We start from the raw sequence: 22,830 nt of genomic DNA, 5'->3' as shown, positions 1-22,830 counted from the left end.
ACCCACCACCAGCTCTCTTAAATACTATACATATTATTGGCCCTTCAAAGCTTCTTTTAACTTAAAATAAATTATACTATACAAATTTCTCAATTTCAATAATTATTTCCCAACCATAGATCCAAAACGGCTTAAAGGCCATATTCTAAATACTATTTTCCCCATTATCGCGTCCCTAGATACATATTTATTTTTCCAATATCTTGAATCAAGTGACTGATTTCTGTTATCACCTAGCATAAAATAATGATTTGGAGGCACTTTGTATGGTCCAAATGTTTCATTTTTATTCATAGGTTCTTTAAGATACGGCTCTTTGACAGGTACACCATTTCTATATAAAATGCCATTCTTAATCTCTATTGTATCACCACCTATACCGATTACCCTTTTTACAAAATTCACAGATGGGTCGTCAGGATATTTAAATACAACAATATCTCCTCTTTTTATAGGCTCGAATCTATATATAAATTTCAATTCTACAAATTTATCATTAAGCTGTATCGTGTTAAGCATTGAACCTGTCGGCACATCAACAAGTTCAAAGATGTATGTCCTAATTAACATCGCAATAATAAATGCAAGGCCGATAGTCAGAATCCAACTTAAAATTTCCTTTTTAGTGTTGCTCTTCATCGTCCAATCTCCTTTTTAAAATATACAAAAATATTATATCACATTGTAGTGTTAAATGCTAACATTAGACACTTAACTAATATTTATGTATATAATATATAAAGATGTCAATAATTACTATATAAAAATAAGTTAGGGGGAATCCGATGAACGAAATTAAATATTTACTAGAAATCGCCGATTTAAAAGACACAGAGTATAAAAATACATTGGCTATAACATCATTGATAGAATTGCTTATTGAAAAAGGAATAATATCTAAATCGGAAATAGCCAAAAAGTCATACGAAATTAAAATTAAGACCGCCCAATAAATAAAATCCGGAGAAACCGGATTTTATTTATTGATTACTGTAGACACTTGCCTTTTATCATATTATAATTAAAATAAGGAGGGGTTTTTTTGTGAAAGATTTTCTCTTACGATATCAAAGCGCGATAAAAAATGTGACTATAATACTGGCATTCATTATAATTTTTTATTTATTTGTTTTTAAATTAATTCCTTTCTTAATGCCATTTGCGGTTGCACTGTTTTTAGCAATCTTAATTGACCCTGCCGTTGAATTCTTGGAAAAAAAACTAAAAATACCAAGGGGATTATCATCTGCATTTTTAATTCTTCTACTAATTGCTATAATAGGACTTTTAATAAGTCTCTTAGTTACACAACTTGTTTTTGAACTAAATACTTTGGCAGAACATGCGCCAAATTATACAAAAAACTTCGATGTTGTTATATCTGATTTAATTGACAGGATTAGAAGATATTATATTTCACTCCCCACTAATATCTCAACTTTTTTGGAGAACAATCTTCAATCCATTTTAAATAACATATCTATATACGCTAAAAACTTCGCTGCTTGGATTTTAGGTTTAGCAACAAAACTTCCTAATTTTTTCTTTATGTCACTTATAACGATCGTATCAACATTCTTTTTAAGCAAAGACAAATGGCTAATACTAAACTTTATAAAAAGGCAGTTCCCTTCAAACTGGGCTTTACATGCAGAAAATATAAAAGGCGATCTTTTCCAAACCCTAATAGGATTTATACGAGCAGAAATAACCATAATGTTTATCACTTTCATGGAAGTTTCAATAGGTCTTACAATAATAGGATTTGATTATGCGTTTTTGCTAGGGCTTTTAGTAAGCTTCATAGATATACTTCCTGTTTTAGGATCAGGTTCTGTTTTAGTACCATGGGCATTGTACAATATACTTACTAAAAATTACTTAATAGGTATCTACTTGCTGATTTTGTATGGCATTGTAACAATTGTAAGGCAGATGATAGAGCCTAAAATCGTTGGACAAAGCATAGGTCTTCATCCTCTTGTAACGCTTTTGTCTATGTTTATTGGTGCAAAACTTTTCGGAGGATTCGGCCTCATTATGGGACCAGTTTTTGTTGTTGTATTTAAAACTTTTCAAAAATCAGGAATAATACCTTCGTGGAAATGAAAAACGTTCATCTTTTAAGCATCAATGCTTTTAAGATGAACGTTTATTTTTATTAGGTATCTAGTTCTTTTATCAAATTGACCATTTCCAAAGCTGTTACAGCAGCGTCAAATCCTTTGTTGCCTGATTTTATTCCAGCTCTCATGATTGCCTGCTCTACTGTGTCCGTTGTAAGGATTCCAAATATTACAGGTATATCAAAATCGAGTGATATCTTTGCAATTCCTTTTGAAACTTCATTAGCTACATAATCAAAATGGGGTGTATCACCTCTTATAACAGCACCAAGTGCAATTACCGCATCATATTTTTTAGTCATGACCATCCTCTTTGAAATAAAAGGAATCTCAAAGGCACCTGGTGCCCAAGCAATTTCAATGCTGTCATCATCTACACCATGCCTTCTTAAAGCATCCAAAGCACCATCTAGAAGTTTACTTGTTATGAATTCATTAAACCTGCTTACTACGATGCCAAACTTTAAGCCATCACCTATAAGTTTTCCTTCATATGTCCTCAAAATAATCTCCCCTTTACTAATTATTGAAATGCATGAAATATATGACCAAACTTTTCTTTTTTTGTTTTAAGATATTTTTTATTGTGCTTGTTTATAGATACTTCTATAGGAACTCTTTCAATTATTTCAAGCCCATAGCCAGATAAACAAGCTAATTTTTTAGGGTTGTTGGTCATTATCCTAAGCTTTTTAAGTCCTAAATCTTTTAAAATCTGAGCTCCTATTCCGTATTCTCTCATATCAGCAGGAAAACCCAATCTAAGATTAGCATCAACCGTATCAAGACCTTCGTCCTGTAAGTGGTATGCTTTAATCTTGTTTAAAAGTCCTATTCCCCTGCCTTCTTGTCTTAAGTATAAAAGGACACCTCCTTTTTTTCCTATTCTTTCCATCGCTGCATGAAGCTGATCGCCACAATCACATCTTAAAGAACCCATTATATCACCTGTTAAGCACTCTGAATGAACTCTAACAAGCGTAGGTTCCTCTGTCAATTCTCCTCTTACTAACGCCACATGTTCTTTACCAGTCAAAATTTCTTCATATCCTATTATGTTGAAATCGCCGTATTTTGTAGGAAGATATGCTTCAGCCACTCTCCTTATTAGTTTTTCTTTCTTCCTCCTGTATTCAATCAGATCGGCTATAGATATTATCTTTAGGTTAAACCTTTTTGAAAATTCTATAAGCTCTGGAAGTCTAGCCATCCTACCGTCATCTTTTATGATTTCACAGATTACGCCAGCACCTTTTAAACCTGCAAGCCTCGACAAATCATAAGCAGCTTCTGTGTGTCCTGCCCTCACCAAAACACCCCCTTCTTTTGCTTCTAGTGGAAATACATGCCCTGGCTTCGTAAAATCATCCGGTTTAGAATTATCGTCTATAAGCATTCTTATTGTAAGCGCCCTTTCATACGCCGAAATGCCAGTTTTACAGCTTTTGTGATCTACAGATACAGTAAAGGCAGTTTCTCTGTTATCAGTATTTTCAGATACCATCTTGCCTATATTTAATTCTTTAAGCCTTTTATCACTCATGGGAACACATACTAGTCCACGGCCATACTTTATCATAAAATTTATATCTTCGCCTCTAACTTTTTCTGCTGCCATCACTAAGTCCCCTTCATTCTCCCTGTCTTCGTCATCAACTACTATGACCATTTTCCCATTTTTGATGTCTTCTATTGCACTTTCTATCGTATCAAGCATTTATACACATCTCCTTAAAATTTAATAAAAATATGTTAAATAATCAAAAGATATTTTCTAATACAAGCTCTTTTATCCCTTTTTTTAACAGCAGTTTTTCAGCATATTTCGATAGTATGTCTACTTCTATATTGACACTATCTCCGATTCTCTTAAAGTTTAGTGTTGTATTTAACTCCGTATGCGGTATGACAGAAACCGTAAAATATGAAGCTGACGCCTCCACAACTGTCAAACTTATTCCGTCAACAGCTATGCTTCCTTTGCTTGTAACGTATTTTGAGTACCTTTCATCGATTTTAATTTTAAATACATTTGAATTCATAATTCGATTTTTATTAACTATTGTACCGACAGTATCTACGTGTCCTGTCACAATATGGCCATTTAACCTGCCAGATATGCTTAAAGCTCTTTCTAAATTGACCATGCTTCCTATTTTTAGGTCTCCTAAATTACTGGATTTTAACGTTTCATTCATAATATCTGCCATAAATAGATTTTTAGCTACATTTGTAACAGTCAAGCATACTCCATTTACAGCTATGCTATCTCCAATTGCTGTACCGTCTAAAACTTTTTCGCATTCAATTGCTATTTTTGTAATATCTCCACGTTGTACCATCTTAACTTTTCCAATCTCTTCTATTATTCCTGTAAACATAGTAACACCTACTTTTTAATATAACCTTCCATAAGTATGTCATCATCAAATCTTTTTACGTCTAATTTTTCAACAATTATGGCATCTTTAATCAAATCAATGCCTTTTCCTTCTACAGGCGTTAAAGAATTGCTTCCACCTATTATTTTTGGAGCTATATAAAACATCACTTTATCTACTATTCCTTCTTTTAAAGCAGAATAATTTAGTGTTCCTCCACCTTCTATGATCACACTGTCTATACCCATTTCACCTAACATATCCATCAATTTCTTTAAATCTACTTCATTGTTTAGCTTGTCAAGTACAATGACATCTACACATGAATCCTTTAATGCTTTTACTTTTTTATAGGGCATCATATCCGTTGTTGCTACTATTGTCCTAGCAGATTTGTCAATTACAACATTTGCATCTAGAGGAATCCTGCCGCGGCTATCAACAATCACCCTTAAAGGATTCTTAAGCCCATCTATTCGCGTCGTAAGATATGGATTATCTTTTATAACTGTGTTTATACCTACCATTATTGCCATAACGCCGCCTCTCATCATATGAACATGTTCTCTCGATTTTTCATTTGTTATCCATTTAGAATCACCTGTAGTAGTTGCAATCTTCCCATCAATCGTCATGGCAGACTTTAATATTACATACGGCTTTTTAGTAGTAATGTACTTTATAAATATTTCATTTAACTTCTCTGCCTCATCTTTTAATAAACCTGTATACACATTTAAGCCTGCTTCTTTAAGATGTTTTATTCCCTTTCCTGAAACAAGTTTATTTGGATCCTCCATGGCAATAAAAACATCTTTTATGCCTGATTTCACAATAGCATCTACACAAGGCGGCGTTTTACCATAATGACAACACGGTTCTAATGTGACATAAAGCTGAGCTCCTTTTACATCTTCTTTAGCATTTTTTAATGCATTTATTTCCGCATGTGGTCCTCCATAGTATTCATGATAACCTTCACCTATAATTTTGCCATTTTTAACAATTACAGCTCCTACTAAAGGATTTGGGTTTGTGTGTCCTACACCAAGTTTAGCAAGCTGTAATGCCCTTTTCATGTATTTCTCCATAAAAACACCTCAAAATAAATTTAGCCCTGAAGCATATAATACTTCAGGGCATTTCTACAAAATTACCTGTCTACCTTCTTTCATCCAGACTGTACTGTCGGCTCTGGAATCTAACCAGATCTGCCATAAGGCTCGCGGGCTTTACCGCCGGTATGGAATTTCACCAATCCCTGAAGGTTTTTAAATTTATTCAATTTTCTACATTATATCATACTTTTAATAAAAATACTAATCTATCATTTCTTCAATAGTTCCTCCAGCAGGAATAAAAGGAAGAACCATCTCATCTTTGTCTATCATGCATTCCAACACGTATGGCTTATTATTAGATAATGCCTCTTTTAATGATTCTTCAAACTCTTCTTTTGTGTAAATCCTCCTGCCAGAGATTCCAAACGCTTCCGCTACTTTTGAAAAATCAAGGTTTGGATTTAAATCCGTCTGGGAATATCTTTTATTGAAAAGGAGATTCTGCCATTGTCTTACCATACCAAGTGTTTGATTATTGAGAATAATAGTTATAACAGGTATATTGTATATAGCCATTGTCTCAAGAGCATGAATATTCATTCTTATGCTGCCGTCGCCTGCAATATTTACCACTCTCTTGTCATTTCGCCCTACTTGTGCACCAATTGACGCAGGAAGCCCAAATCCCATTGTGCCAAGTCCACCAGAAGTCACAAATGTTCTAGGCTCTTTAAATTTAAAATATTGGGCGGTCCACATCTGATTTTGCCCTACTTCCGTTGCCATAATAAGGTTGTCTTTCCCTATTTCCTGCACCTTTTCTATTATCCACTGAGGCTTTAGTTTTCCATCGTCTTTATACTTAAACGACGTTTTCTCCCTTATAGATAAAAGCTCTTGAACCCATTCTTCATGATTGATATCTTCAATCCTATCGTTTAACAGTGATAGCACTTCTTTAATATCTCCAACAAGTGGCACATCTACATCGACATTCTTCCCGATTTCTGCAGGATCTATATCGATATGGATGACCTTTGCATTTGGTGCTAATCCACCTACCTTACCAGCAACTCTGTCGCTGAATCTAGTACCTATGGCAATTACTAAGTCAGACTTATAAATGGCTGTATTGGCATATCTGCTTCCGTGCATTCCTATAAGTCCCAGTGACAATTCATCGTCCTCTGGAAAACATCCTAAACCCATCAGAGAAGTCGCTACAGGAATCATATTTTCTTTTGCAAAATCATATAAGCTTTTGGACGCTTCTCCCCATATAACTCCACCACCTGCAAATATAACAGGCTTTTTGCTTGAATTTATTAATTCCGCAGCTTTTGTCAAATCCGATTCATCTACATGATGCTTCTTAACTTCGACGTAAAAATCTTTTCGCTTGATAAAATTCATATCTGTTGTTTGTATATCTTTTGGTATATCTACAAGAACAGGTCCAGGCCTTCCTTCCTTTGCTATAAAAAATGCTTCTCTTAAAGTATCAGCTAATTTATCAGGTGATTTTACTATGAAATTATGCTTTGTTACAGGCATAGTAATCCCGGTAATGTCTACTTCCTGAAAGGAATCTTTACCTATCAAGCTTGTAGCAACTTGACCTGTTATGGCAACAATAGGCACAGAATCCATATATGCATTTGCAATGCCTGTTACTAAATTTGTGGCACCTGGACCAGATGTAGCTATACATACACCAACTTTTCCCGTTACTCTTGCATATCCATCTGCCATATGAGCAGCCATCTGCTCATGTGTTGCAAGAATATGATTTAAATCAGAATCGTACAAAGCATCGTAAAGTGGTATAACAGAACCACCGGGTATACCAAATACAGTATCTACATCCTGTTCTTTTAAAACTTCTATTATAACTTGCGATCCTTTCAATATCATGTATCACGCCTCCTTTCCCAACAATTATTTAAAACTATACATTCTTTAAAACCGCACCAGTATTTGCAGACGTGACCAATTTTGCGTATCTTGCCATATACCCTGTCTTAATATGTGGCTCAGGTTTTTTGAAATTTTTTCTTCTGTTCTCTATCTCTTCATCGCTTACTCTCAAATTTAGCTTTCTTCCTGGTATGTCTATATCTATGATATCTCCATCGTTTATTAGAGCTATTTCTCCACCTTCCATAGCCTCAGGTGACACATGACCGATGCAAGCTCCTCTTGTTGCACCAGAAAATCTGCCATCTGTTATAAGAGCCACGTCTTTATCAAGCCCCATACCAGCAAGGGCCGATGTCGGGCTTAGCATTTCCCTCATCCCCGGTCCACCTTTAGGTCCTTCATATCTAATTACAACTACATCGCCTTTTTGTATTTTACCATCGTAAATCGCTTTTATAGCCTCATCTTCTGAATCAAATACTCTGGCAGGTCCTGAATGACGAAGCATTTCAGGAGATACAGCAGATGCTTTTACGACAGAACCGTCTTTTGCAATATTTCCATACAAAATCGCCAAACCGCCCGTATTGCTGTAGGGATCTTCTACTGAATGTATTACATCATGATTTTTTATCTTTGCATCTTTAAAGTTGTCTCCTAATGTCTTACAAGTTACAGTCATACAATCTGTATTTAAGACATTTAATTTAGATAATTCTCTCAACACTGCCTGTATACCGCCCGCATGATATAGATCTTCGATGTGGTACTTTCCTGCAGGGCTTAATTTGCAAAGATTTGGCACTTTCTGGTTAATCTCATTTATCTTTTGAAGTGGAATATCAATTCCAGCCTCATGGGCAATTGCTTTTAAGTGAAGAACCGTATTTGTAGAGCCACCCAAAGCCATATCTAAGCAAAAGGCATTTATAAATGCATCTTCTGTCAAAATATCCCTTGCCTTAATATCCTTTTCTACAAGCTCTACTATCTTCATTCCTGCTTTTTTTGCAAGCCTTATCCTTTCTGAGTAAACGGCAGGTATCGTTCCATTGCCAGGAAGTCCTATGCCAAGCCCTTCTGTAAGGCAATTCATCGTATTTGCAGTAAACATTCCTGAACATGAGCCACACGTAGGACAAGCAGACATCTCCATCGCCTTTAACTCTTCCTCACTTATCTTACCTGCCTTCAATGCTCCTACAGCTTCAAACATAGAGCTTAAGTCGCATATTTCTCCTTCGTAGCTGCCAGCAAGCATCGGCCCTCCACTTATAACTACCGTCGGTATGTTTAGCCTTGCAGCAGCCATAAGCATACCCGGAACGATTTTATCACAGTTTGGTATCAATACGAGTCCGTCAAACCCGTGAGCCATTGCCATTGTTTCAACGCTGTCTGCAATTAATTCCCTAGAGGCCAGAGAATATTTCATTCCTTTGTGGTTCATAGCTATACCGTCACAAACGCCTATTGTTGAAAACTCTATAGGTGTTCCGCCAGCAAGCCTTACACCTGCTTTTACAGCATCAGCTATTTTGTCAAGATTTATGTGCCCTGGAATTATATCATTTTTCGAATTTGCAATACCTATTATTGGCCTGTTTATTTCTTCATCTGTAAGCCCTAAAGCGTATAATAATGATCTATGGGGCGCTTTTTCGACTCCTTTCTTCACACTATCACTTAACATAAAATCACCTCTTTAAATACTTTAAAACCATGTCTCCCATCTCTTCAGTATTTAAAATAATACCACTTCCTAAATCAGATGTCCTGTATCCATCTTCTAACAGCTCATTTACAGCCTTTCTTATATCATTTGCGGCATCAAGCCTATCAAATGAATATTCCAGCATCATTGCAACTGATAATATAGTCGCCAATGGATTGGCCTTTTTAGTACCTGCAATATCTGGCGCCGAACCATGAACAGGCTCGTATAACCCCACTTTATCACCTCTCAAACTTGCAGATGGCAACATTCCTATAGAACCTGTAAGCTGTGATGCTTCATCAGATAAAATATCGCCAAACATATTTGATGTAAGTATTACATCAAACTGGGACGGATCTTTTATAAGCTGCATCGAGCAATTGTCAACATACTGATGGTTTAAATCTACATCTGGGTATTCCTTGCTTACTTCATTGACAACTTTTCTCCATAGTCTTGATGAATCCAATATGTTTGCTTTATCAACAGATGTAACTTTCTTCTTTCTATTTCTAGCAGCTTTAAAAGCAATATGAGCTATTCTTTCTATTTCTTTTGTGGTATAAGCTTCTGTATCATACGCTTTATAACCATAATCTATCTTTTCCGTTCCTCTATCGCCAAAATATATGCCACCTGTCAGTTCTCTTACAACAAGCACATCTAAACCATCTTTTAAAAGCTCATCTTTAAGTGGAGATGCACTTTTCAAGGAGCTAAAAAGGATGGCAGGTCTTAGATTTGCGTACACATCAAGGCTTTTTCTCAATGCCAGAAGACCTGCCTCAGGCCTTTTGTCTCCATCTAAATCATCCCATTTCGGACCACCAACAGCACCTAATAGAACAGCATCGCTTTCAAGACACGCTTCTTCCGTCTCTTTAGGATATGGAGTACCGTACTCATCAATTGCAGACCCGCCAAACAAATATTTTTTTATATCAAATTCTATCCCATACTTCTCTGAAACTGCACTCAATACTTTCAATGCTTCCTCTATAACTTCTTTTCCTATTCCATCACCAGGCAATACAGCTATTTTGTACATTTATACCACCTTTTCCTTAACATAGTTGATAAGGCCGCCACATTCAATAATTTTCTTTATAAACTCAGGAAACGGCTGCGATTTAAACTCAATGCCTTTAGTTATATCTCTTATAATACCTGTCTCTAAGTCAACCGATACTATATCCCCATCTTCTATCGCAGATGCTGCATCAGGACATTCTAAGATAGGCAAACCTATATTTATGGCATTTCTGTAGAAAATCCTTGCAAAAGACTTTGCAATGACACATGATATGCCTGATTCTTTTATTGCTATCGGAGCATGTTCTCTAGATGATCCGCATCCAAAGTTATATCCTGCAATCATTATATCTCCTGGTTTAACCTTGTCTTTAAAATCTTTATCAATATCTTCCATGCAGTGTAAAGCAAGTTCTTTTGGATCCGATGTATTTAAAAATCTAGCAGGTATTATTACATCTGTATCAACATTATCACCGTACTTTATTGCTTTTCCTTCCATTTATACCACCTCCTCAGGACTTGCTATATATCCCTTTATGGCTGATGCAGCAGCTACTGCTGGGCTTGCTAAGTATACTTCACTTTCGGTATGGCCCATCCTTCCTACAAAGTTTCTATTTGTGGTGGATATTGCTCTTTCACCTTTTGCAAGTATTCCCATGTGACCACCTAAACATGGACCACATGTTGGTGTAGATACTGCAGCACCTGCTTTTATAAATTCTTCTATATAGCCTCTCTTTACACATTCAAGGTATATATCCTGTGTAGCGGGGAAAATTATCAATCTAACATCTGGATGAATCTTTTTACCCTTTAAAACTTCATACGTTACTTCCATATCGGTTATACGCCCGTTTGTACAAGAACCAATCACGACTTGATCTACTTTTATATTTCCTACTTCATCTATTGGCTTTGTGTTTTCCGGTAAATGTGGAAATGCTACTTGTGGTTTTATTTTTGATAAGTCTATATCATAGCTTTCAACGTAATCTGCATCTTCATCGGCTTTAAATACCTTGTATTTTCTATTTGCTCTCCCTTTAACATATGTTTCGGTAATTTCGTCATAATCGAAAATACCATTTTTAGCCCCTGCTTCTATTGCCATATTTGCAATTGTAAACCTGTCATCAATTGACAAAGAAGAGATATCACCTGTAAACTCCATAGATTTATACAGTGCACCATCAACGCCTATCATTCCTATGATGTACAGTATTACATCCTTGCCACTTACCCATTTATTAAGCTTACCTTTTAAGTTAAACCTGATAGCTTCAGGAACTTTAAACCATGCCTTACCTGTAGCCATGGCACAGGCCATATCAGTGCTTCCTATGCCTGTAGAGAAACACGTTATTGCACCGTACGTGCATGTATGAGAATCTGCGCCTATTACCACATCTCCTGGCAATACTAAGCCTTTTTCCGGCAAAAGGGCATGTTCTATTCCCATCTTTCCAACTTCAAAGAAGTTTACAATTCCATATTCCCTGGCAAATTTTCTTACAATATTCACCTGTTCCGCAGACTTTATGTCTTTATTAGGAACAAAATGGTCTGGCACCAGTGCAATTTTCTCTCTATCAAATACATTCTTTACGCCTATCTTCAAAAATTCCTTTATCGCAACAGGTGATGTGACATCATTTCCAAGCACCATGTCCACATCTATCTCTATAAGATCTCCGGGTTTAACTTCATATCCGGCTTTATCAGATAAAATTTTTTGTGTAAGTGTTAACCCCAAAGCTCTCCCTCCTTGAAACTTTTTGTATTCAAAATAACATCATCCACAATCACTTTTATATCATCATCATTCACTACTTTTTTATTGTCTGCTACATCTTTAAATTTTTTAAAAGCTAGATTGATTTCATCTCGGGAAAGCTCATATCCCATATTTTTCAACTTCAATTCAAAAGCATTTCTGCCAGATAGCTTCCCCATCGATATATGATCTGTAGTGATTCCTATATCTTCAGGCCTCATTATTTCATACGTTGCTTTATTGTTTATCACTCCATGCTGGTGAATTCCAGCAGTATGTCTAAATGCATTAGAACCTACAATCGCTTTATTAGGTTGTAGCTGGATACCTGAAAGTTCACTTACAAGTTTGCAGGTACTAAATATTTCTCTAGTATTTATACTGTGAGGTAAATTGAAATAATCTTTTCGAGTATTTAATGCCATAATGACTTCTTCTAAAGACGCATTTCCTGCTCTTTCCCCTATTCCGCACACAGTTACTTCAACTTGTTCAGCACCGCTTTCCAATGCTGAAAGGGAATTGGCAACAGCCATTCCTAGGTCATTGTGGCAATGAACGCTTATTGTAACATTGTCTTTATCATGTATATGATTTTTAACGTATCCTACTAACTTTTCAAATTCTTTTGGAACCGCATAGCCTACAGTGTCAGGTATATTGATTATTTTTGCTCCCGCATCAACAACTTCATTAAATATTTTCACGAGAAAATCCCAATCCGTCCTTGAAGCATCTTCTGCAGAAAATTGTATCTCATCAAATTTACCTGAAGCATATTTTACACTTTCAACAGCCATTTTTAATGCTTCATCTCTTGATATTTTTAATTTGTATTTTAGATGAATATCAGATGTGGCTATAAAAAGATGTATTCTTGATTTTTTAGCATTTTTCAGCGCTTCATAAGTTTTATCTATATCACTTTTCACACATCTTGATAATCCTGCTACAACTACATCACCAATATTTTCTGCTATATTCTTTACCGCTTCGAAGTCGCCGTTTGATGCAGCAGGAAAACCAGCTTCTATAACATCTACACCAAGTGAAACAAGCTGTTTTGCTATTTTGTATTTGCTGTCTTTGTCAAAGTTCACACCAGGTGTTTGCTCACCATCTCTTAATGTTGTATCAAATACAATGACTTTTCTATCCCCCATATACAAGCCCCCTCTTTATTTCTTTTTAAGCCATGACATCATTCCGCGGAGCTCTTTTCCTACTTTCTCAAGCTGTTGATTTGCTTCTTTTTCTCTTACAGCGTTAAACTGTGGTCTTCCTACCGCATTTTCTAAAAGCCATTTTTTCGCAAACTCTCCATTCTGTATTTCCTTCAAAACTTCTTTCATTTCATTTCTAGTATCTTTTGTGATTATTCTCTTTCCTGTCACATAATCACCGTATTCTGCCGTGTCAGATATAGAATACCTCATGTTTGCGAATCCGCCTTCATAGATCAAATCCACTATAAGTTTCATTTCATGTATACACTCAAAGTACGCTATTTCAGGCTGGTATCCTGCTTCTACCAATGTTTCAAATCCAGCTTTCATAAGCTCTGTAACACCGCCACATAAAACAGCCTGTTCTCCAAAAAGATCTGTTTCTGTCTCTTCTTTAAATGTAGTTTCCAAGACACCTGCTCTCGTTCCACCAATACCTTTGGCATAAGCTAATGCAAGTTCGAAAGCTTTTCCAGTATAATTTTGATACACCGCAACCAAATCTGGTACACCTTTCCCCTCAGTAAATACTCTTCTTACCAAATGCCCAGGTCCCTTTGGTGCAACCATAAACACATCAACATATTCTGGCGGTACTATTTGATGGAAGTGTATATTAAATCCATGTGCAAATACCAAAGCATTGCCTGGTTTCAAATGTTTTTCAATATTTTCTTTGTACACCCTTGATTGCTTTTCATCAGGTATTAAAATCATGATGACATCAGCTGCTTCACAGGCGTCATCAACACTTAATACTGTAAGTCCATTCTCTTTTGCCCTTTCAGCAGATTTGCTCCCTTCATAAAGACCTACAACAACATCAAGCCCTGAATCTTTTAAGTTTAATGCATGTGCATGACCTTGGCTTCCATAGCCAATTATCGCAATTTTCTTGCCTTTCAAAAGATTTAGATCTGCATCCTCATCATAATACATTCTTGCCATTTTAAAATTCCTCCTCATATTCTTTTAAAATTCTATTTCCTCTTTCTAAAGTTATAAGACCTGTTCTTGTAAGTTCTCTGACTTGAAATTGTTTGATAAGTTTTATAAATGCCTCAACTTTTTCACTGTCACCAGTGATTTCAATGATGATTGAATCTAATGAAATATCAATGACTTTCCCCCTGAAGGTTTCAACTATATGCATGATGTCATCTCTTGTATTTGAATTTATCTCCACTTTTACAAGTACAAGTTCTCTTGAAACATTGGGATATTTACCAACATCCTGAACTTTAATGACATCATACAACTTGTTAAGCTGCCTTATTATCTGTGTTATTACATAATCGTCACCATTGACTGTTAGTGTAATACGAGATTGATCATTCTGCTCGGTAGTACCAACTGCAAGACTTTCAATGTTGTAACCTCTTCTCGAGAAAAGACCTACAACCCGAGATAAAACACCAGAATGATTATTTACTAAGACAGATATAATGTGTATGATAATATCACCCCCTTCACATGCTAAAAAATCCTCGCCCCGTATTCAGGGCGAGGATTGCCTCGCGGTACCACCTGATTTCACATTTACCTCACGGTAAAATGCCTCAGCAAGTAATCATACTTTACCTTTAACGCAGGTCATACGGTTAAGCCTACTAAAGCTTCAACTTAACTACTCCGGAGCGATCTAATATATGTATTCGCACCGGTTTGCAGCAACCACCGGCTCTCTGTAGCTTATACATATACCCCTCTCCATCATCGCTTTTAAACTGACTAAATATTATTACAGGTGAAATTAATAGTTATTCTATCAGCTTATTTAAAATAAGTCAACTTAATTTTTTGTAAATTCTAAATAAATCATCGTTTACATTTATTAAAAAATTTTAATTTTTTAAGCAAAAAAATACTTTTTTAGTGTAACATCATATTATAAATCAGCATATGTTTAGTGAGAGGTGATTTTATTATGATAAGCAAAAAAGAACTGATTTCAAACTTGAACTCTGATTTAACAAAGGAATACGCAGCAATGATTCAATATATACAGCATTCCAGTATGCTGCATGGAGGCGAATACGTAGAAGTGATAGATAAAATATTAGAACATGCAAAAGATGAGCACGAACATGCAATAATACTGACTGATATAATACAATATCTTGGTGGCATACCAACTGTAGAAGTGTATCCAAGGCAAACATCTCTTGACAATCGTGAAATGCTTTATCAAGATTTAAACTATGAATACGACGCATTAAATGGATACAATCAAAGAATATCACAAGCAGAAAACCTTGGATTATTTGATATAGGACAGAAACTCAGAAATATAGCTTTAGAAGAAGAAAATCATATAATAGATCTTGAAAAAGCTCTAGGTATATTAAAAATAGATCCATAAAAAAATCCCTCCACGTGGAGGGAGCTTTTATTTCTTAGCATCTTTTAATGCTTCATCTGCCAATTCTTTAAATGTCTTTGATGATTCTGTTGCACCTGCAACAGTATCGACTTTTGATGTATCTTGGCTATCTATCAATTCTTGTTGAAGTTTTTCATCTACTTCTTTTGGAGTTATGTTGTTTTTAGCTTTCATCTTCGATGCATAATCAGCGTCATCTCTTTTGAACTTGCCATTTTTATCAACTTCATTATACAAAACATCTGTTATTTTTCCATCTTTTACAGTTATCTCGATCTGACCTTTATACCCATGTTCATCAAATGCAGCCTGCTCTGCTTTGTAAGTGCCGTCTTTATAAGCACCTGAAGAAGATGCATTTGAGCTATTTGAACCACAACCTGCTAGGCTTATTGTAATAAATGCCGTAGCAATTCCTATAGCTAAAGCCTTTTTCATGTTAACCTCTCCTTTTAGAAAAATTTTGACATTTCATCACTTAATATATATTCGATATCAAATGTAAAATTCCTTCTTTTGTTTAAATAATTTTTAACAAAATTTTATTTTTTATCATCATCATTGTCTATCTTTGCAGTTGAAACAACTCTATCACCATCATCCAGTTTCATCAGCGTAACACCTGCAGTATCCCTGTGCATCTTTGATATATCGGCTATTTTCGTCCTTATGAGTATGCCATTAGCTGAAATTATCATAAGCTCATCTTTTTCATTTACAGACATTATCGAAACTAATTTTCCAGTTTTTTTCGTTATTTTTGTAGCTATTATTCCTTTTCCAGCCCTTGTCTGCAATCTGTATTCTTTCGCATCGCTTCTTTTTCCATAACCATTTTCAGTTACAACCAATATCTCACTGCCTTCATCTATAAGATCCATCTCTACAACATAATCATCATCTCTAAGTGATATAGCTATAACCCCTCTTGCCTGTCTTCCTATAGGTCTCAGATTGTTTTCATGAAATCTAATGCAAAAACCATTAGCTGTCCCTATAATAATTTCCTTATTACCATCCGTAAGCATAACATTTATAAGTTCATCACTATCGTCAAGCTTTATGGCAGTATTGCCACTTTTCTTTATCTTCGGAAAATCGTCGATTTCAGTCTTTTTGATTATGCCATTTTTTGTGCACATTACGACGTATTTAGCATCATGAGATTTCTTTATTGGTATTACAGCATTTACTTTTTCATCTTGATCTATTTGAATTAGATTAACTATAGCTGTACCTTTTGCTTGTCTTCCTGATTCAGGTATATCTATAGTTCTTAAGCTATATACTTTTCCTTTATTTGTAAAAAACAAAAGCCTGTCATGAGTTGTTGTCGTAAAAACATTCTCTACAAAGTCGTCTTCTCTCGTAGATATACCCGATATGCCCTTTCCTCCACGCTTCTGAGATTTATATGCATCAAGGGGCATCCTCTTGATATAACCAAAATGCGTCATTGTTACAACAGCATCTTCCAGTTGAACTAAATCTTCAATATCCATTTCATCTTCTTTTGCCACTATATGAGTCTTTCTTTCCGATGAAAATTTATTTTTTACTTCTTTAAGTTCTTTTTTAATTATTTCCAACACCTTTTTTTCATCAGCTAATATACCTTTAAGTTCACTGATTTTCCTATATAGTTCATTTAATTCATCTTCTACTTTTTGCCTTTCAAGGCCAGTTAAACGCCCTAATCTCATATCAACAATTGCCTGAGATTGTTTATCACTTAGTCCAAATTTCTCCATCAAGTTTTGCTTAGCTATAGGCTCTGTTTTAGAGCTTCGTATAACATTTATAACTTCATCTATATGATCTAATGCTATCTTCAGACCTTCTAATATATGTGCTCTTTCCTCAGCTTTTTGAAGCTCAAACCTTGTCCTTCTTGTAATAACATCTACTTGATGGTCTACATACTTTTCTATGATCTGATTTAATGACAGTATCTTTGGAGCTCCATCGACTAATGCCAACATTATAGCCCCAAATGTCTGCTGCATCTGAGTATGCATGTAAAGTTTATTTAGAACAACCTTTGGATTGACATCTCTTTTTAATTCGATGACAACTCTCATTCCATTTCTATCGGATTCATCCCTTAAATCAGATATACCTTCAATATGTTTGTCTCTCACTAGCTCTGCTATCTTTTCAACCAGTTTTGATTTTATTACCATATAAGGTACTTCCGTAATTACAATTCTATCTCTGCCATTATGCTCCTCTATTTCTGCTTTTGCTCTAACTATTATTTTGCCTCTACCTGTTTTATACGTATCCTTTATACCATCTTTTCCAACAATAATGCCTCCTGTTGGAAAGTCAGGCCCTTTAATATATTTCATAAGCTCATCTGTAGTGATGTATGGATTATCTATATAAGCTATTATACCATCTATGACTTCACCTAAATTATGGGGAGGAATATTAGTTGCCATACCGACAGCTATACCCTGTGATCCATTTACCAATAGGTTAGGAAACCTCGATGGTAGTACGACAGGCTCTTTGAAATTTTCATCAAAATTCGGGACAAAATCAACAGTTTCTTTATTGATATCAGTAAGCATCTCTATCGCTATCTTCGATAGCCTTGCTTCTGTATATCTCATAGCAGCAGCCGGATCTCCGTCGATGCTTCCAAAGTTTCCATGACCGTCAACTAATGGCTCCCTCATGGAAAAATCCTGTGCCATTCTTACCATCGCATCATAAACAGCTACATCACCATGTGGATGGTATTTTCCTAAAACTTCTCCAACGACAGATACACTTTTTTTATACGGTTTATCAGGTGTTAATCCAAGCCCATTCATAGCATAAAGAATTCTCCTGTGAACAGGCTTTAATCCATCCCTGACATCAGGCAAAGCCCTACTTACAATGACGCTCATGGCGTAATCAATAAAAGATTTTTTCATTTCATCTTCAACATCTACAGGTATAACTCTCATTTCTTCATTATTTGTATTATTATCACTCACTTAAAACACCTGCCTATATATCAAGATTTCTAACTGTTTTAGCGTATTTTTCAATAAATTCTCGCCTTGGCTCTACTTTGTCACCCATCAAGATTGTAAATATTTCGTCTGCAGCAATTGCATCATCAAGGCTTACTTTAAGCATTGTCCTCTTTTCAGGATCCATTGTAGTATCCCAAAGTTGCTCAGCATCCATTTCGCCAAGACCTTTGTATCTCTGTACATTGTAATTTTCCCTTCCAATTTCTTTTAAAATATTGTCAAGTTCTTTATCAGAATAAGCATAATAAACTTTTTTATTCTTTTCTATTTTGTAAAGGGGCGGTTGTGCTATATATACATTTCCATTTTCTATTAACGGTCTCATAAACCTGTAGAAAAATGTAAGAAGCAAAGTTCTTATGTGGCTACCATCTACATCAGCATCTGTCATAATCACAACTTTGTGATATCTAAGCTTTGAAATATCAAAATCACTTCCTATGCCGGTACCTAAAGCAGTTATCATCGCTTTTATCTCATCGCTTGATAAAATTCTATCAAGCCTTGCCTTTTCAACATTTAAAATCTTACCTCTAAGAGGAAGTATTGCTTGATATCTGCTATCTCTTCCCATCTTTGCAGAACCACCTGCAGAATCACCCTCTACAAGGTAAAGCTCACATTTTGATGCATCTTTTTCTGAACAATCTGCTAATTTACCAGGAAGTGAAGTGGATTCCAGTGCTGACTTTCTCCTTGTAAGTTCTCTAGCCTTTCTAGCAGCTTCTCTAGCCCTAGCAGCAGATGTAGCTTTCTCAAGAATTACCTTCGATAAAGAAGGATTTTCCTCCATAAATGCTGTGAGTTTTTCTGTTACAACAGAATCCACTATTGAACGCATTTCAGAATTACCTAATTTAGTCTTTGTCTGCCCTTCAAACTGTGGATTCATAAGTTTTACGCTTATGATAGCCGTTAATCCTTCCCTGACATCTTCACCTTGCAGGTTTTTGTCATTATCCTTTATGAAATTAAACTTTCTAGCATAATCATTTATAACTTTTGTTAAAGCTGCTTTAAAACCTACTAAATGAGTACCGCCTTCTCTGGTATCAATATTATTGGCAAAGCTAAATATATTTTCTGTATATGAATCATTATACTGCATCGCAACTTCTACTTCATAAGTATCACTTTTACTTTCCATGTAAATAGGCTCAGGATGTAGCACTTCTTTATTTCTGTTTAAATATTTGACAAATTCTACTATACCACCTTCATAATGGAATACGTCTTCCTTTCCATCTCTCTCATCCATAAGCTTAATTCTTACGCCTTTATTTAAAAATGATAATTCCCTTAATCTTTGAGATAATACATCATAATCGTATTCCAGCGTCTCAAAAATTTCATCATCAGGCTTAAATCTTATCATCGTACCGGTTTCATCCGTGTCACCAATGATCTTCAGTTTTGATTTAGGAACTCCTCTTTCATATCTTTGTTCATACACTTTGCCGTTTTGCTTAACAATAACTTCTAATTCTTTAGATAGCGCATTTACAACTGATAATCCAACACCGTGAAGTCCGCCAGAAACTTTATACACATCGTTATTAAACTTACCACCAGCATGAAGCACAGTAAGTGCCACTTCAACACCTGACTTACCAGTCTGTGGATGTACATCTGTAGGTATACCTCTTCCATCATCTATAACTGATACAGAATTATCTTTATGAATTATAACATCGATATTTTTACAATATCCGGCTAATGCCTCATCAATGCTGTTGTCTACTATTTCATATACAAGATGGTGAAGTCCTCTACTACTGGTACTTCCTATATACATTCCAGGGCGTTTTCTAACAGCCTCAAGACCTTCTAAAATTTGAATTTGACTTGCACCATATGTTTCATCTTTTGCCATATTCATACCTCCGTACTAAATTCCAATAGTTTTATTGTATCATTTTTTTGATTTTTATACAAGGAAACACAGTATTGGGCAAATTTATAATGAATAATTTATCATCAAATGAAATATTTTTATTTTATAAATACACTGTTTTATAATATACTTAAAATATAATAAAATAAGAGCGTTATTATCAAGGTGGTGTTAAATTGGATTTACTCGGTGTTGTCTTAGGTAAATTTGTCATATTAGGTTGCAAATTAACTGGGAAAAACGGTACATCACTACCAGGGAAACTTGCACTTAAAATAAGTCCTAACCTAATAAAAGATATTATAAAAGGTGTAAAGAATGAAAAAGTCGTTGTAACGGGAACAAATGGAAAAACGACAACATCAGGACTTATCGCAGAAATATTAAAATCATCAGGTAAAACAGTTGTACACAATAGGGAAGGCGCAAACATGTTAAGCGGTATTGCTACAATATTGATAAAAAACAGCGACTTTTTTGGAAACATAAAAAGAGACACAGGTGTATTCGAAGTCGATGAAGCAAACATGCCTCTTGTTTTGAATGATATTAATCCAAAGGTAGTCGTAGTTACAAACTTTTTTAGAGACCAGCTTGACAGATATGGCGAGCTGGACATTACAATAAAAAAGGTTAAAGAATCTTTAAATAGACTTCCTAAAGATTCAATACTTCTTTTAAATGCAGATGAACCTTTCACTGCTTCATTAGGTGATGATTTAGATTTAAATGTCATGTACTATGGAATTTTAGACAAGCTAAATTACGGATATAGCCTTTCACCAGCATTTGAACAAAAGTACTGTCCTGTATGCGGCGGTAAATACGTGTACAAAGATGTTTTTTACGGACAACTGGGAGATTACTATTGCCCAAAATGTGGCAAATCAAGGCCTGACTTAGATTTTGGTGCACTAGATATCAAACTTACTGAAGATGGCATATCATTTAAAATCAAGTACGAAGATAAAATAATAAATATAGAAAGCCATCTCACTGGAGCTTATAATGTATACAATGTAATGTCATCTGTAGCCACAAATATACTTTTAGGGACTCCTTTAAACCATATACAAGCCGGATTAAACAATTATAGACCTATAGCAGGAAGATTGCAGACAACATACTTAAAAGGCAAAAAAGCCATAATAAACCTTATTAAAAACCCAATAGGCTTTGACAGCACTTTAAACATGTTAAGAGAAATAAACAAACCCTTAAACCTCCTAATTGCCATAAATGATAATTACGCTGACGGCAGAGATGTATCATGGCTTTGGGATGTGGATATGGAGAACTTTGTATCACATGCAAAAATAAACCATGTGGTAACATCAGGGTTAAGAGCAGAAGACATGGCATTGAGGCTAAAATACGCTGGTATAGACCCAAAAAGGATAAAAATTATCAATTCCATAGAAAATGCCCTTGATTACATCCCAACTGTTACAAATGAAGAATTGATAGCAGTACTGCCTAATTATACATCACTGCATGAGGTAAATAGTTATATGAAGTCAAGAGGTGTCAAAGCATGAAATTAACAATTGGACATATGTACCCTGATTTATTAAATCTTTACGGTGATAGAGGAAATATAATAACACTAAAAAAAAGATGTGAATGGAGAGGAATAGACGCTGAAATAAAGTCTATAACTATCGATACAAATACAGATTTTACAGACATCGACATATTATTTTTAGGTGGAGGTTCTGACAGAGAACAAAAAATAGTCAGCGATGATTTAACACTAAGAAGAGCAAAAAATTTAAAGTCTGCTATTGAAGATGGTTTGACTCTCCTCAGTATATGCGGTGGATATCAATTGCTGGGTAAATATTATTTATCATCAGATGGAAATAAACTCCCCGGTATAGGTGCATTAGACATATACACCGTAGCAGGAAACAAAAGGATGATTGACAACATAATAATAGAGTCAACCATTGATGGCAAAACATTCAAAATGGTTGGTTTTGAAAATCACTCTGGAAAAACATTTTTACAAAATGTAAAACCATTAGGAAGAGTCATATATGGAAATGGAAATAATGGTGAAGACGGCATGGAAGGTGCTGTATACAAGAATACCTTTGGAACATATCTTCACGGGCCTGTATTACCTAAAAACCCTGAATTTACAGACATGTTGATAAGAAAAGCACTGGACAGAAAATACGGAAAAAACCAACTAGAACCTTTAGATGATTCTTTTGAACATCTAACTCAAAATGCCATAATAAAAAGATTTGCAAAAAAATAGAGGTTATCCTCT

21 protein-coding genes, 1 riboswitch and 2 other annotated features (1 of these 24 running past the window's edge) are annotated in these 22,830 nt (G+C 35.2%); of the genes, 5 read left to right on the top strand and 16 right to left on the bottom strand.

What is annotated here, in order from left to right:
- Window positions 1-57: a binding site (T-box leader), on the bottom strand; it reaches 128 nt to the left of the window's first position.
- 45 nt (window positions 58-102) lie between these two features.
- Entirely contained in the window at window positions 103-639 is a 537-nt protein-coding gene (gene lepB, locus J2Z80_RS08145; protein WP_209453940.1) for a signal peptidase I, read from the bottom strand.
- Window positions 640-785: 146 nt separating this feature from the next.
- Between lepB and J2Z80_RS08140 the strand changes: the two genes are divergently transcribed.
- Together J2Z80_RS08140 and ytvI are read left to right on the top strand one after the other, a co-directional pair.
- Window positions 786-953, top strand: a complete 168-nt coding sequence (locus J2Z80_RS08140; RefSeq protein ID WP_209453939.1) for a hypothetical protein — start codon at window positions 786-788, stop codon at window positions 951-953.
- Between the two features lie 91 nt (window positions 954-1,044).
- Window positions 1,045-2,109, top strand: coding sequence for a sporulation integral membrane protein YtvI (gene ytvI, locus J2Z80_RS08135; protein WP_209453938.1), 1,065 nt, complete (start codon window positions 1,045-1,047; stop codon window positions 2,107-2,109).
- Between the two features lie 52 nt (window positions 2,110-2,161).
- Here ytvI and ribH read toward each other — a convergent pair whose 3' ends face one another.
- From ribH to ilvN, 12 genes are all read right to left on the bottom strand, one after another.
- Complete coding sequence (ribH, locus tag J2Z80_RS08130; protein ID WP_209453937.1) at window positions 2,162-2,629, bottom strand: 6,7-dimethyl-8-ribityllumazine synthase; 468 nt, start codon at window positions 2,627-2,629, stop codon at window positions 2,162-2,164.
- 20 nt (window positions 2,630-2,649) lie between these two features.
- Window positions 2,650-3,843, bottom strand: a complete 1,194-nt coding sequence (locus J2Z80_RS08125) for a bifunctional 3,4-dihydroxy-2-butanone-4-phosphate synthase/GTP cyclohydrolase II (RefSeq protein ID WP_209453936.1) — start codon at window positions 3,841-3,843, stop codon at window positions 2,650-2,652.
- A 43-nt stretch (window positions 3,844-3,886) separates the two neighbouring features.
- Complete coding sequence (locus J2Z80_RS08120; RefSeq protein WP_209453935.1) at window positions 3,887-4,507, bottom strand: riboflavin synthase; 621 nt, start codon at window positions 4,505-4,507, stop codon at window positions 3,887-3,889.
- 8 nt (window positions 4,508-4,515) lie between these two features.
- On the bottom strand, window positions 4,516-5,598 hold the full coding sequence (gene ribD, locus J2Z80_RS08115) for a bifunctional diaminohydroxyphosphoribosylaminopyrimidine deaminase/5-amino-6-(5-phosphoribosylamino)uracil reductase RibD (protein WP_209453934.1): 1,083 nt from the start codon (window positions 5,596-5,598) through the stop codon (window positions 4,516-4,518).
- Between the two features lie 68 nt (window positions 5,599-5,666).
- Window positions 5,667-5,780: riboswitch (FMN riboswitch) on the bottom strand.
- Between the two features lie 46 nt (window positions 5,781-5,826).
- Complete coding sequence (ilvB, locus tag J2Z80_RS08110; protein ID WP_209453933.1) at window positions 5,827-7,482, bottom strand: biosynthetic-type acetolactate synthase large subunit; 1,656 nt, start codon at window positions 7,480-7,482, stop codon at window positions 5,827-5,829.
- 34 nt (window positions 7,483-7,516) lie between these two features.
- Window positions 7,517-9,181 (bottom strand): dihydroxy-acid dehydratase, encoded by a 1,665-nt coding sequence (gene ilvD, locus J2Z80_RS08105; protein WP_209453932.1) that lies wholly within the window; start codon window positions 9,179-9,181, stop codon window positions 7,517-7,519.
- Between the two features lie 4 nt (window positions 9,182-9,185).
- On the bottom strand, window positions 9,186-10,253 hold the full coding sequence (gene leuB / locus J2Z80_RS08100) for a 3-isopropylmalate dehydrogenase (protein ID WP_209453931.1): 1,068 nt from the start codon (window positions 10,251-10,253) through the stop codon (window positions 9,186-9,188).
- Window positions 10,254-10,739 carry a 3-isopropylmalate dehydratase small subunit gene (leuD, locus tag J2Z80_RS08095; protein ID WP_209453930.1) on the bottom strand — a complete coding sequence of 162 codons (486 nt, stop codon included), beginning with the start codon at window positions 10,737-10,739 and terminating at the stop codon, window positions 10,254-10,256. It lies immediately after the preceding gene.
- Window positions 10,740-11,996: a 3-isopropylmalate dehydratase large subunit gene (leuC, locus tag J2Z80_RS08090; protein ID WP_209453929.1), complete on the bottom strand. Its 1,257-nt coding sequence runs from the start codon at window positions 11,994-11,996 to the stop codon at window positions 10,740-10,742.
- Window positions 11,987-13,180: a 2-isopropylmalate synthase gene (locus J2Z80_RS08085; RefSeq protein ID WP_209453928.1), complete on the bottom strand. Its 1,194-nt coding sequence runs from the start codon at window positions 13,178-13,180 to the stop codon at window positions 11,987-11,989. Before J2Z80_RS08085 ends, leuC begins: the two co-directional genes overlap by 10 nt.
- Window positions 13,181-13,195: 15 nt before the next feature.
- Entirely contained in the window at window positions 13,196-14,191 is a 996-nt protein-coding gene (ilvC, locus tag J2Z80_RS08080; protein ID WP_209453927.1) for a ketol-acid reductoisomerase, read from the bottom strand.
- A gap of 1 nt (window position 14,192) precedes the next feature.
- Complete coding sequence (gene ilvN, locus J2Z80_RS08075) at window positions 14,193-14,696, bottom strand: acetolactate synthase small subunit (protein WP_209453948.1); 504 nt, start codon at window positions 14,694-14,696, stop codon at window positions 14,193-14,195.
- A gap of 43 nt (window positions 14,697-14,739) precedes the next feature.
- Window positions 14,740-14,969: a binding site (T-box leader), on the bottom strand.
- 201 nt (window positions 14,970-15,170) lie between these two features.
- On the opposite strand from ilvN, the gene J2Z80_RS08070 reads away from it, so the two are divergent.
- A complete protein-coding gene (locus tag J2Z80_RS08070; protein WP_209453926.1) occupies window positions 15,171-15,605 on the top strand; it encodes a ferritin-like domain-containing protein in 435 nt (144 codons plus the stop codon).
- A 27-nt stretch (window positions 15,606-15,632) separates the two neighbouring features.
- Here the strand turns inward: J2Z80_RS08070 and J2Z80_RS08065 are convergent, their stop codons facing one another.
- The 3 genes from J2Z80_RS08065 to gyrB all read right to left on the bottom strand — a co-directional run bounded on the left by J2Z80_RS08065 (window position 15,633) and on the right by gyrB (window position 20,531).
- Window positions 15,633-16,064, bottom strand: coding sequence for an FMN-binding protein (locus tag J2Z80_RS08065; RefSeq protein WP_209453925.1), 432 nt, complete (start codon window positions 16,062-16,064; stop codon window positions 15,633-15,635).
- Between the two features lie 104 nt (window positions 16,065-16,168).
- The gene (gene gyrA / locus J2Z80_RS08060; RefSeq protein ID WP_209453947.1) at window positions 16,169-18,586 is read right to left on the bottom strand and encodes a DNA gyrase subunit A; all 2,418 of its coding nucleotides are present in this window, start codon (window positions 18,584-18,586) and stop codon (window positions 16,169-16,171) included.
- A gap of 43 nt (window positions 18,587-18,629) precedes the next feature.
- The gene (gene gyrB / locus J2Z80_RS08055; RefSeq protein ID WP_192403727.1) at window positions 18,630-20,531 is read right to left on the bottom strand and encodes a DNA topoisomerase (ATP-hydrolyzing) subunit B; all 1,902 of its coding nucleotides are present in this window, start codon (window positions 20,529-20,531) and stop codon (window positions 18,630-18,632) included.
- A 197-nt stretch (window positions 20,532-20,728) separates the two neighbouring features.
- Between gyrB and J2Z80_RS08050 the strand changes: the two genes are divergently transcribed.
- Both J2Z80_RS08050 and J2Z80_RS08045 read left to right on the top strand, forming a co-directional pair.
- Window positions 20,729-22,090 carry a Mur ligase family protein gene (locus J2Z80_RS08050; RefSeq protein WP_192403725.1) on the top strand — a complete coding sequence of 454 codons (1,362 nt, stop codon included), beginning with the start codon at window positions 20,729-20,731 and terminating at the stop codon, window positions 22,088-22,090.
- Window positions 22,087-22,818, top strand: a complete 732-nt coding sequence (locus tag J2Z80_RS08045; RefSeq protein ID WP_192403723.1) for a type 1 glutamine amidotransferase — start codon at window positions 22,087-22,089, stop codon at window positions 22,816-22,818. The genes J2Z80_RS08050 and J2Z80_RS08045 overlap by 4 nt, the downstream gene beginning before the upstream one ends.
- The last annotated feature ends 12 nt before the right edge of the window (window positions 22,819-22,830 follow it).

The sequence above is a fragment of the Thermoanaerobacterium butyriciformans genome, assembly GCF_017874545.1.
Taxonomy (GTDB): Bacteria; Bacillota; Thermoanaerobacteria; order Thermoanaerobacterales; family Thermoanaerobacteraceae; genus Thermoanaerobacterium; species Thermoanaerobacterium butyriciformans.
Note: the sequence above shows the minus strand (reverse complement) of the source record. Positions and strands in the feature narration are given on the sequence as shown.

Bases quoted from the DNA above. Each gene is read 5' to 3' on its own strand.
- lepB (WP_209453940.1), bottom strand. From the start codon at position 639: ATGAAGAGCAACACTAAAAAGGAAATTTTAAGTTGGATTCTGACTATC.
- J2Z80_RS08140 (WP_209453939.1), top strand. From the start codon at position 786: ATGAACGAAATTAAATATTTACTAGAAATCGCCGATTTAAAAGACACA.
- J2Z80_RS08125 (WP_209453936.1), bottom strand. From the start codon at position 3,843: ATGCTTGATACGATAGAAAGTGCAATAGAAGACATCAAAAATGGGAAA.
- J2Z80_RS08120 (WP_209453935.1), bottom strand. From the start codon at position 4,507: ATGTTTACAGGAATAATAGAAGAGATTGGAAAAGTTAAGATGGTACAA.
- ribD (WP_209453934.1), bottom strand. From the start codon at position 5,598: ATGGAGAAATACATGAAAAGGGCATTACAGCTTGCTAAACTTGGTGTA.
- ilvB (WP_209453933.1), bottom strand. From the start codon at position 7,482: ATGATATTGAAAGGATCGCAAGTTATAATAGAAGTTTTAAAAGAACAG.
- ilvD (WP_209453932.1), bottom strand. From the start codon at position 9,181: ATGTTAAGTGATAGTGTGAAGAAAGGAGTCGAAAAAGCGCCCCATAGA.
- leuB (WP_209453931.1), bottom strand. From the start codon at position 10,253: ATGTACAAAATAGCTGTATTGCCTGGTGATGGAATAGGAAAAGAAGTT.
- leuD (WP_209453930.1), bottom strand. From the start codon at position 10,739: ATGGAAGGAAAAGCAATAAAGTACGGTGATAATGTTGATACAGATGTA.
- J2Z80_RS08085 (WP_209453928.1), bottom strand. From the start codon at position 13,180: ATGGGGGATAGAAAAGTCATTGTATTTGATACAACATTAAGAGATGGT.
- ilvC (WP_209453927.1), bottom strand. From the start codon at position 14,191: ATGGCAAGAATGTATTATGATGAGGATGCAGATCTAAATCTTTTGAAA.
- J2Z80_RS08070 (WP_209453926.1), top strand. From the start codon at position 15,171: ATGATAAGCAAAAAAGAACTGATTTCAAACTTGAACTCTGATTTAACA.
- J2Z80_RS08065 (WP_209453925.1), bottom strand. From the start codon at position 16,064: ATGAAAAAGGCTTTAGCTATAGGAATTGCTACGGCATTTATTACAATA.
- gyrA (WP_209453947.1), bottom strand. From the start codon at position 18,586: ATGAGAGTTATACCTGTAGATGTTGAAGATGAAATGAAAAAATCTTTT.
- gyrB (WP_192403727.1), bottom strand. From the start codon at position 20,531: ATGGCAAAAGATGAAACATATGGTGCAAGTCAAATTCAAATTTTAGAA.
- J2Z80_RS08045 (WP_192403723.1), top strand. From the start codon at position 22,087: ATGAAATTAACAATTGGACATATGTACCCTGATTTATTAAATCTTTAC.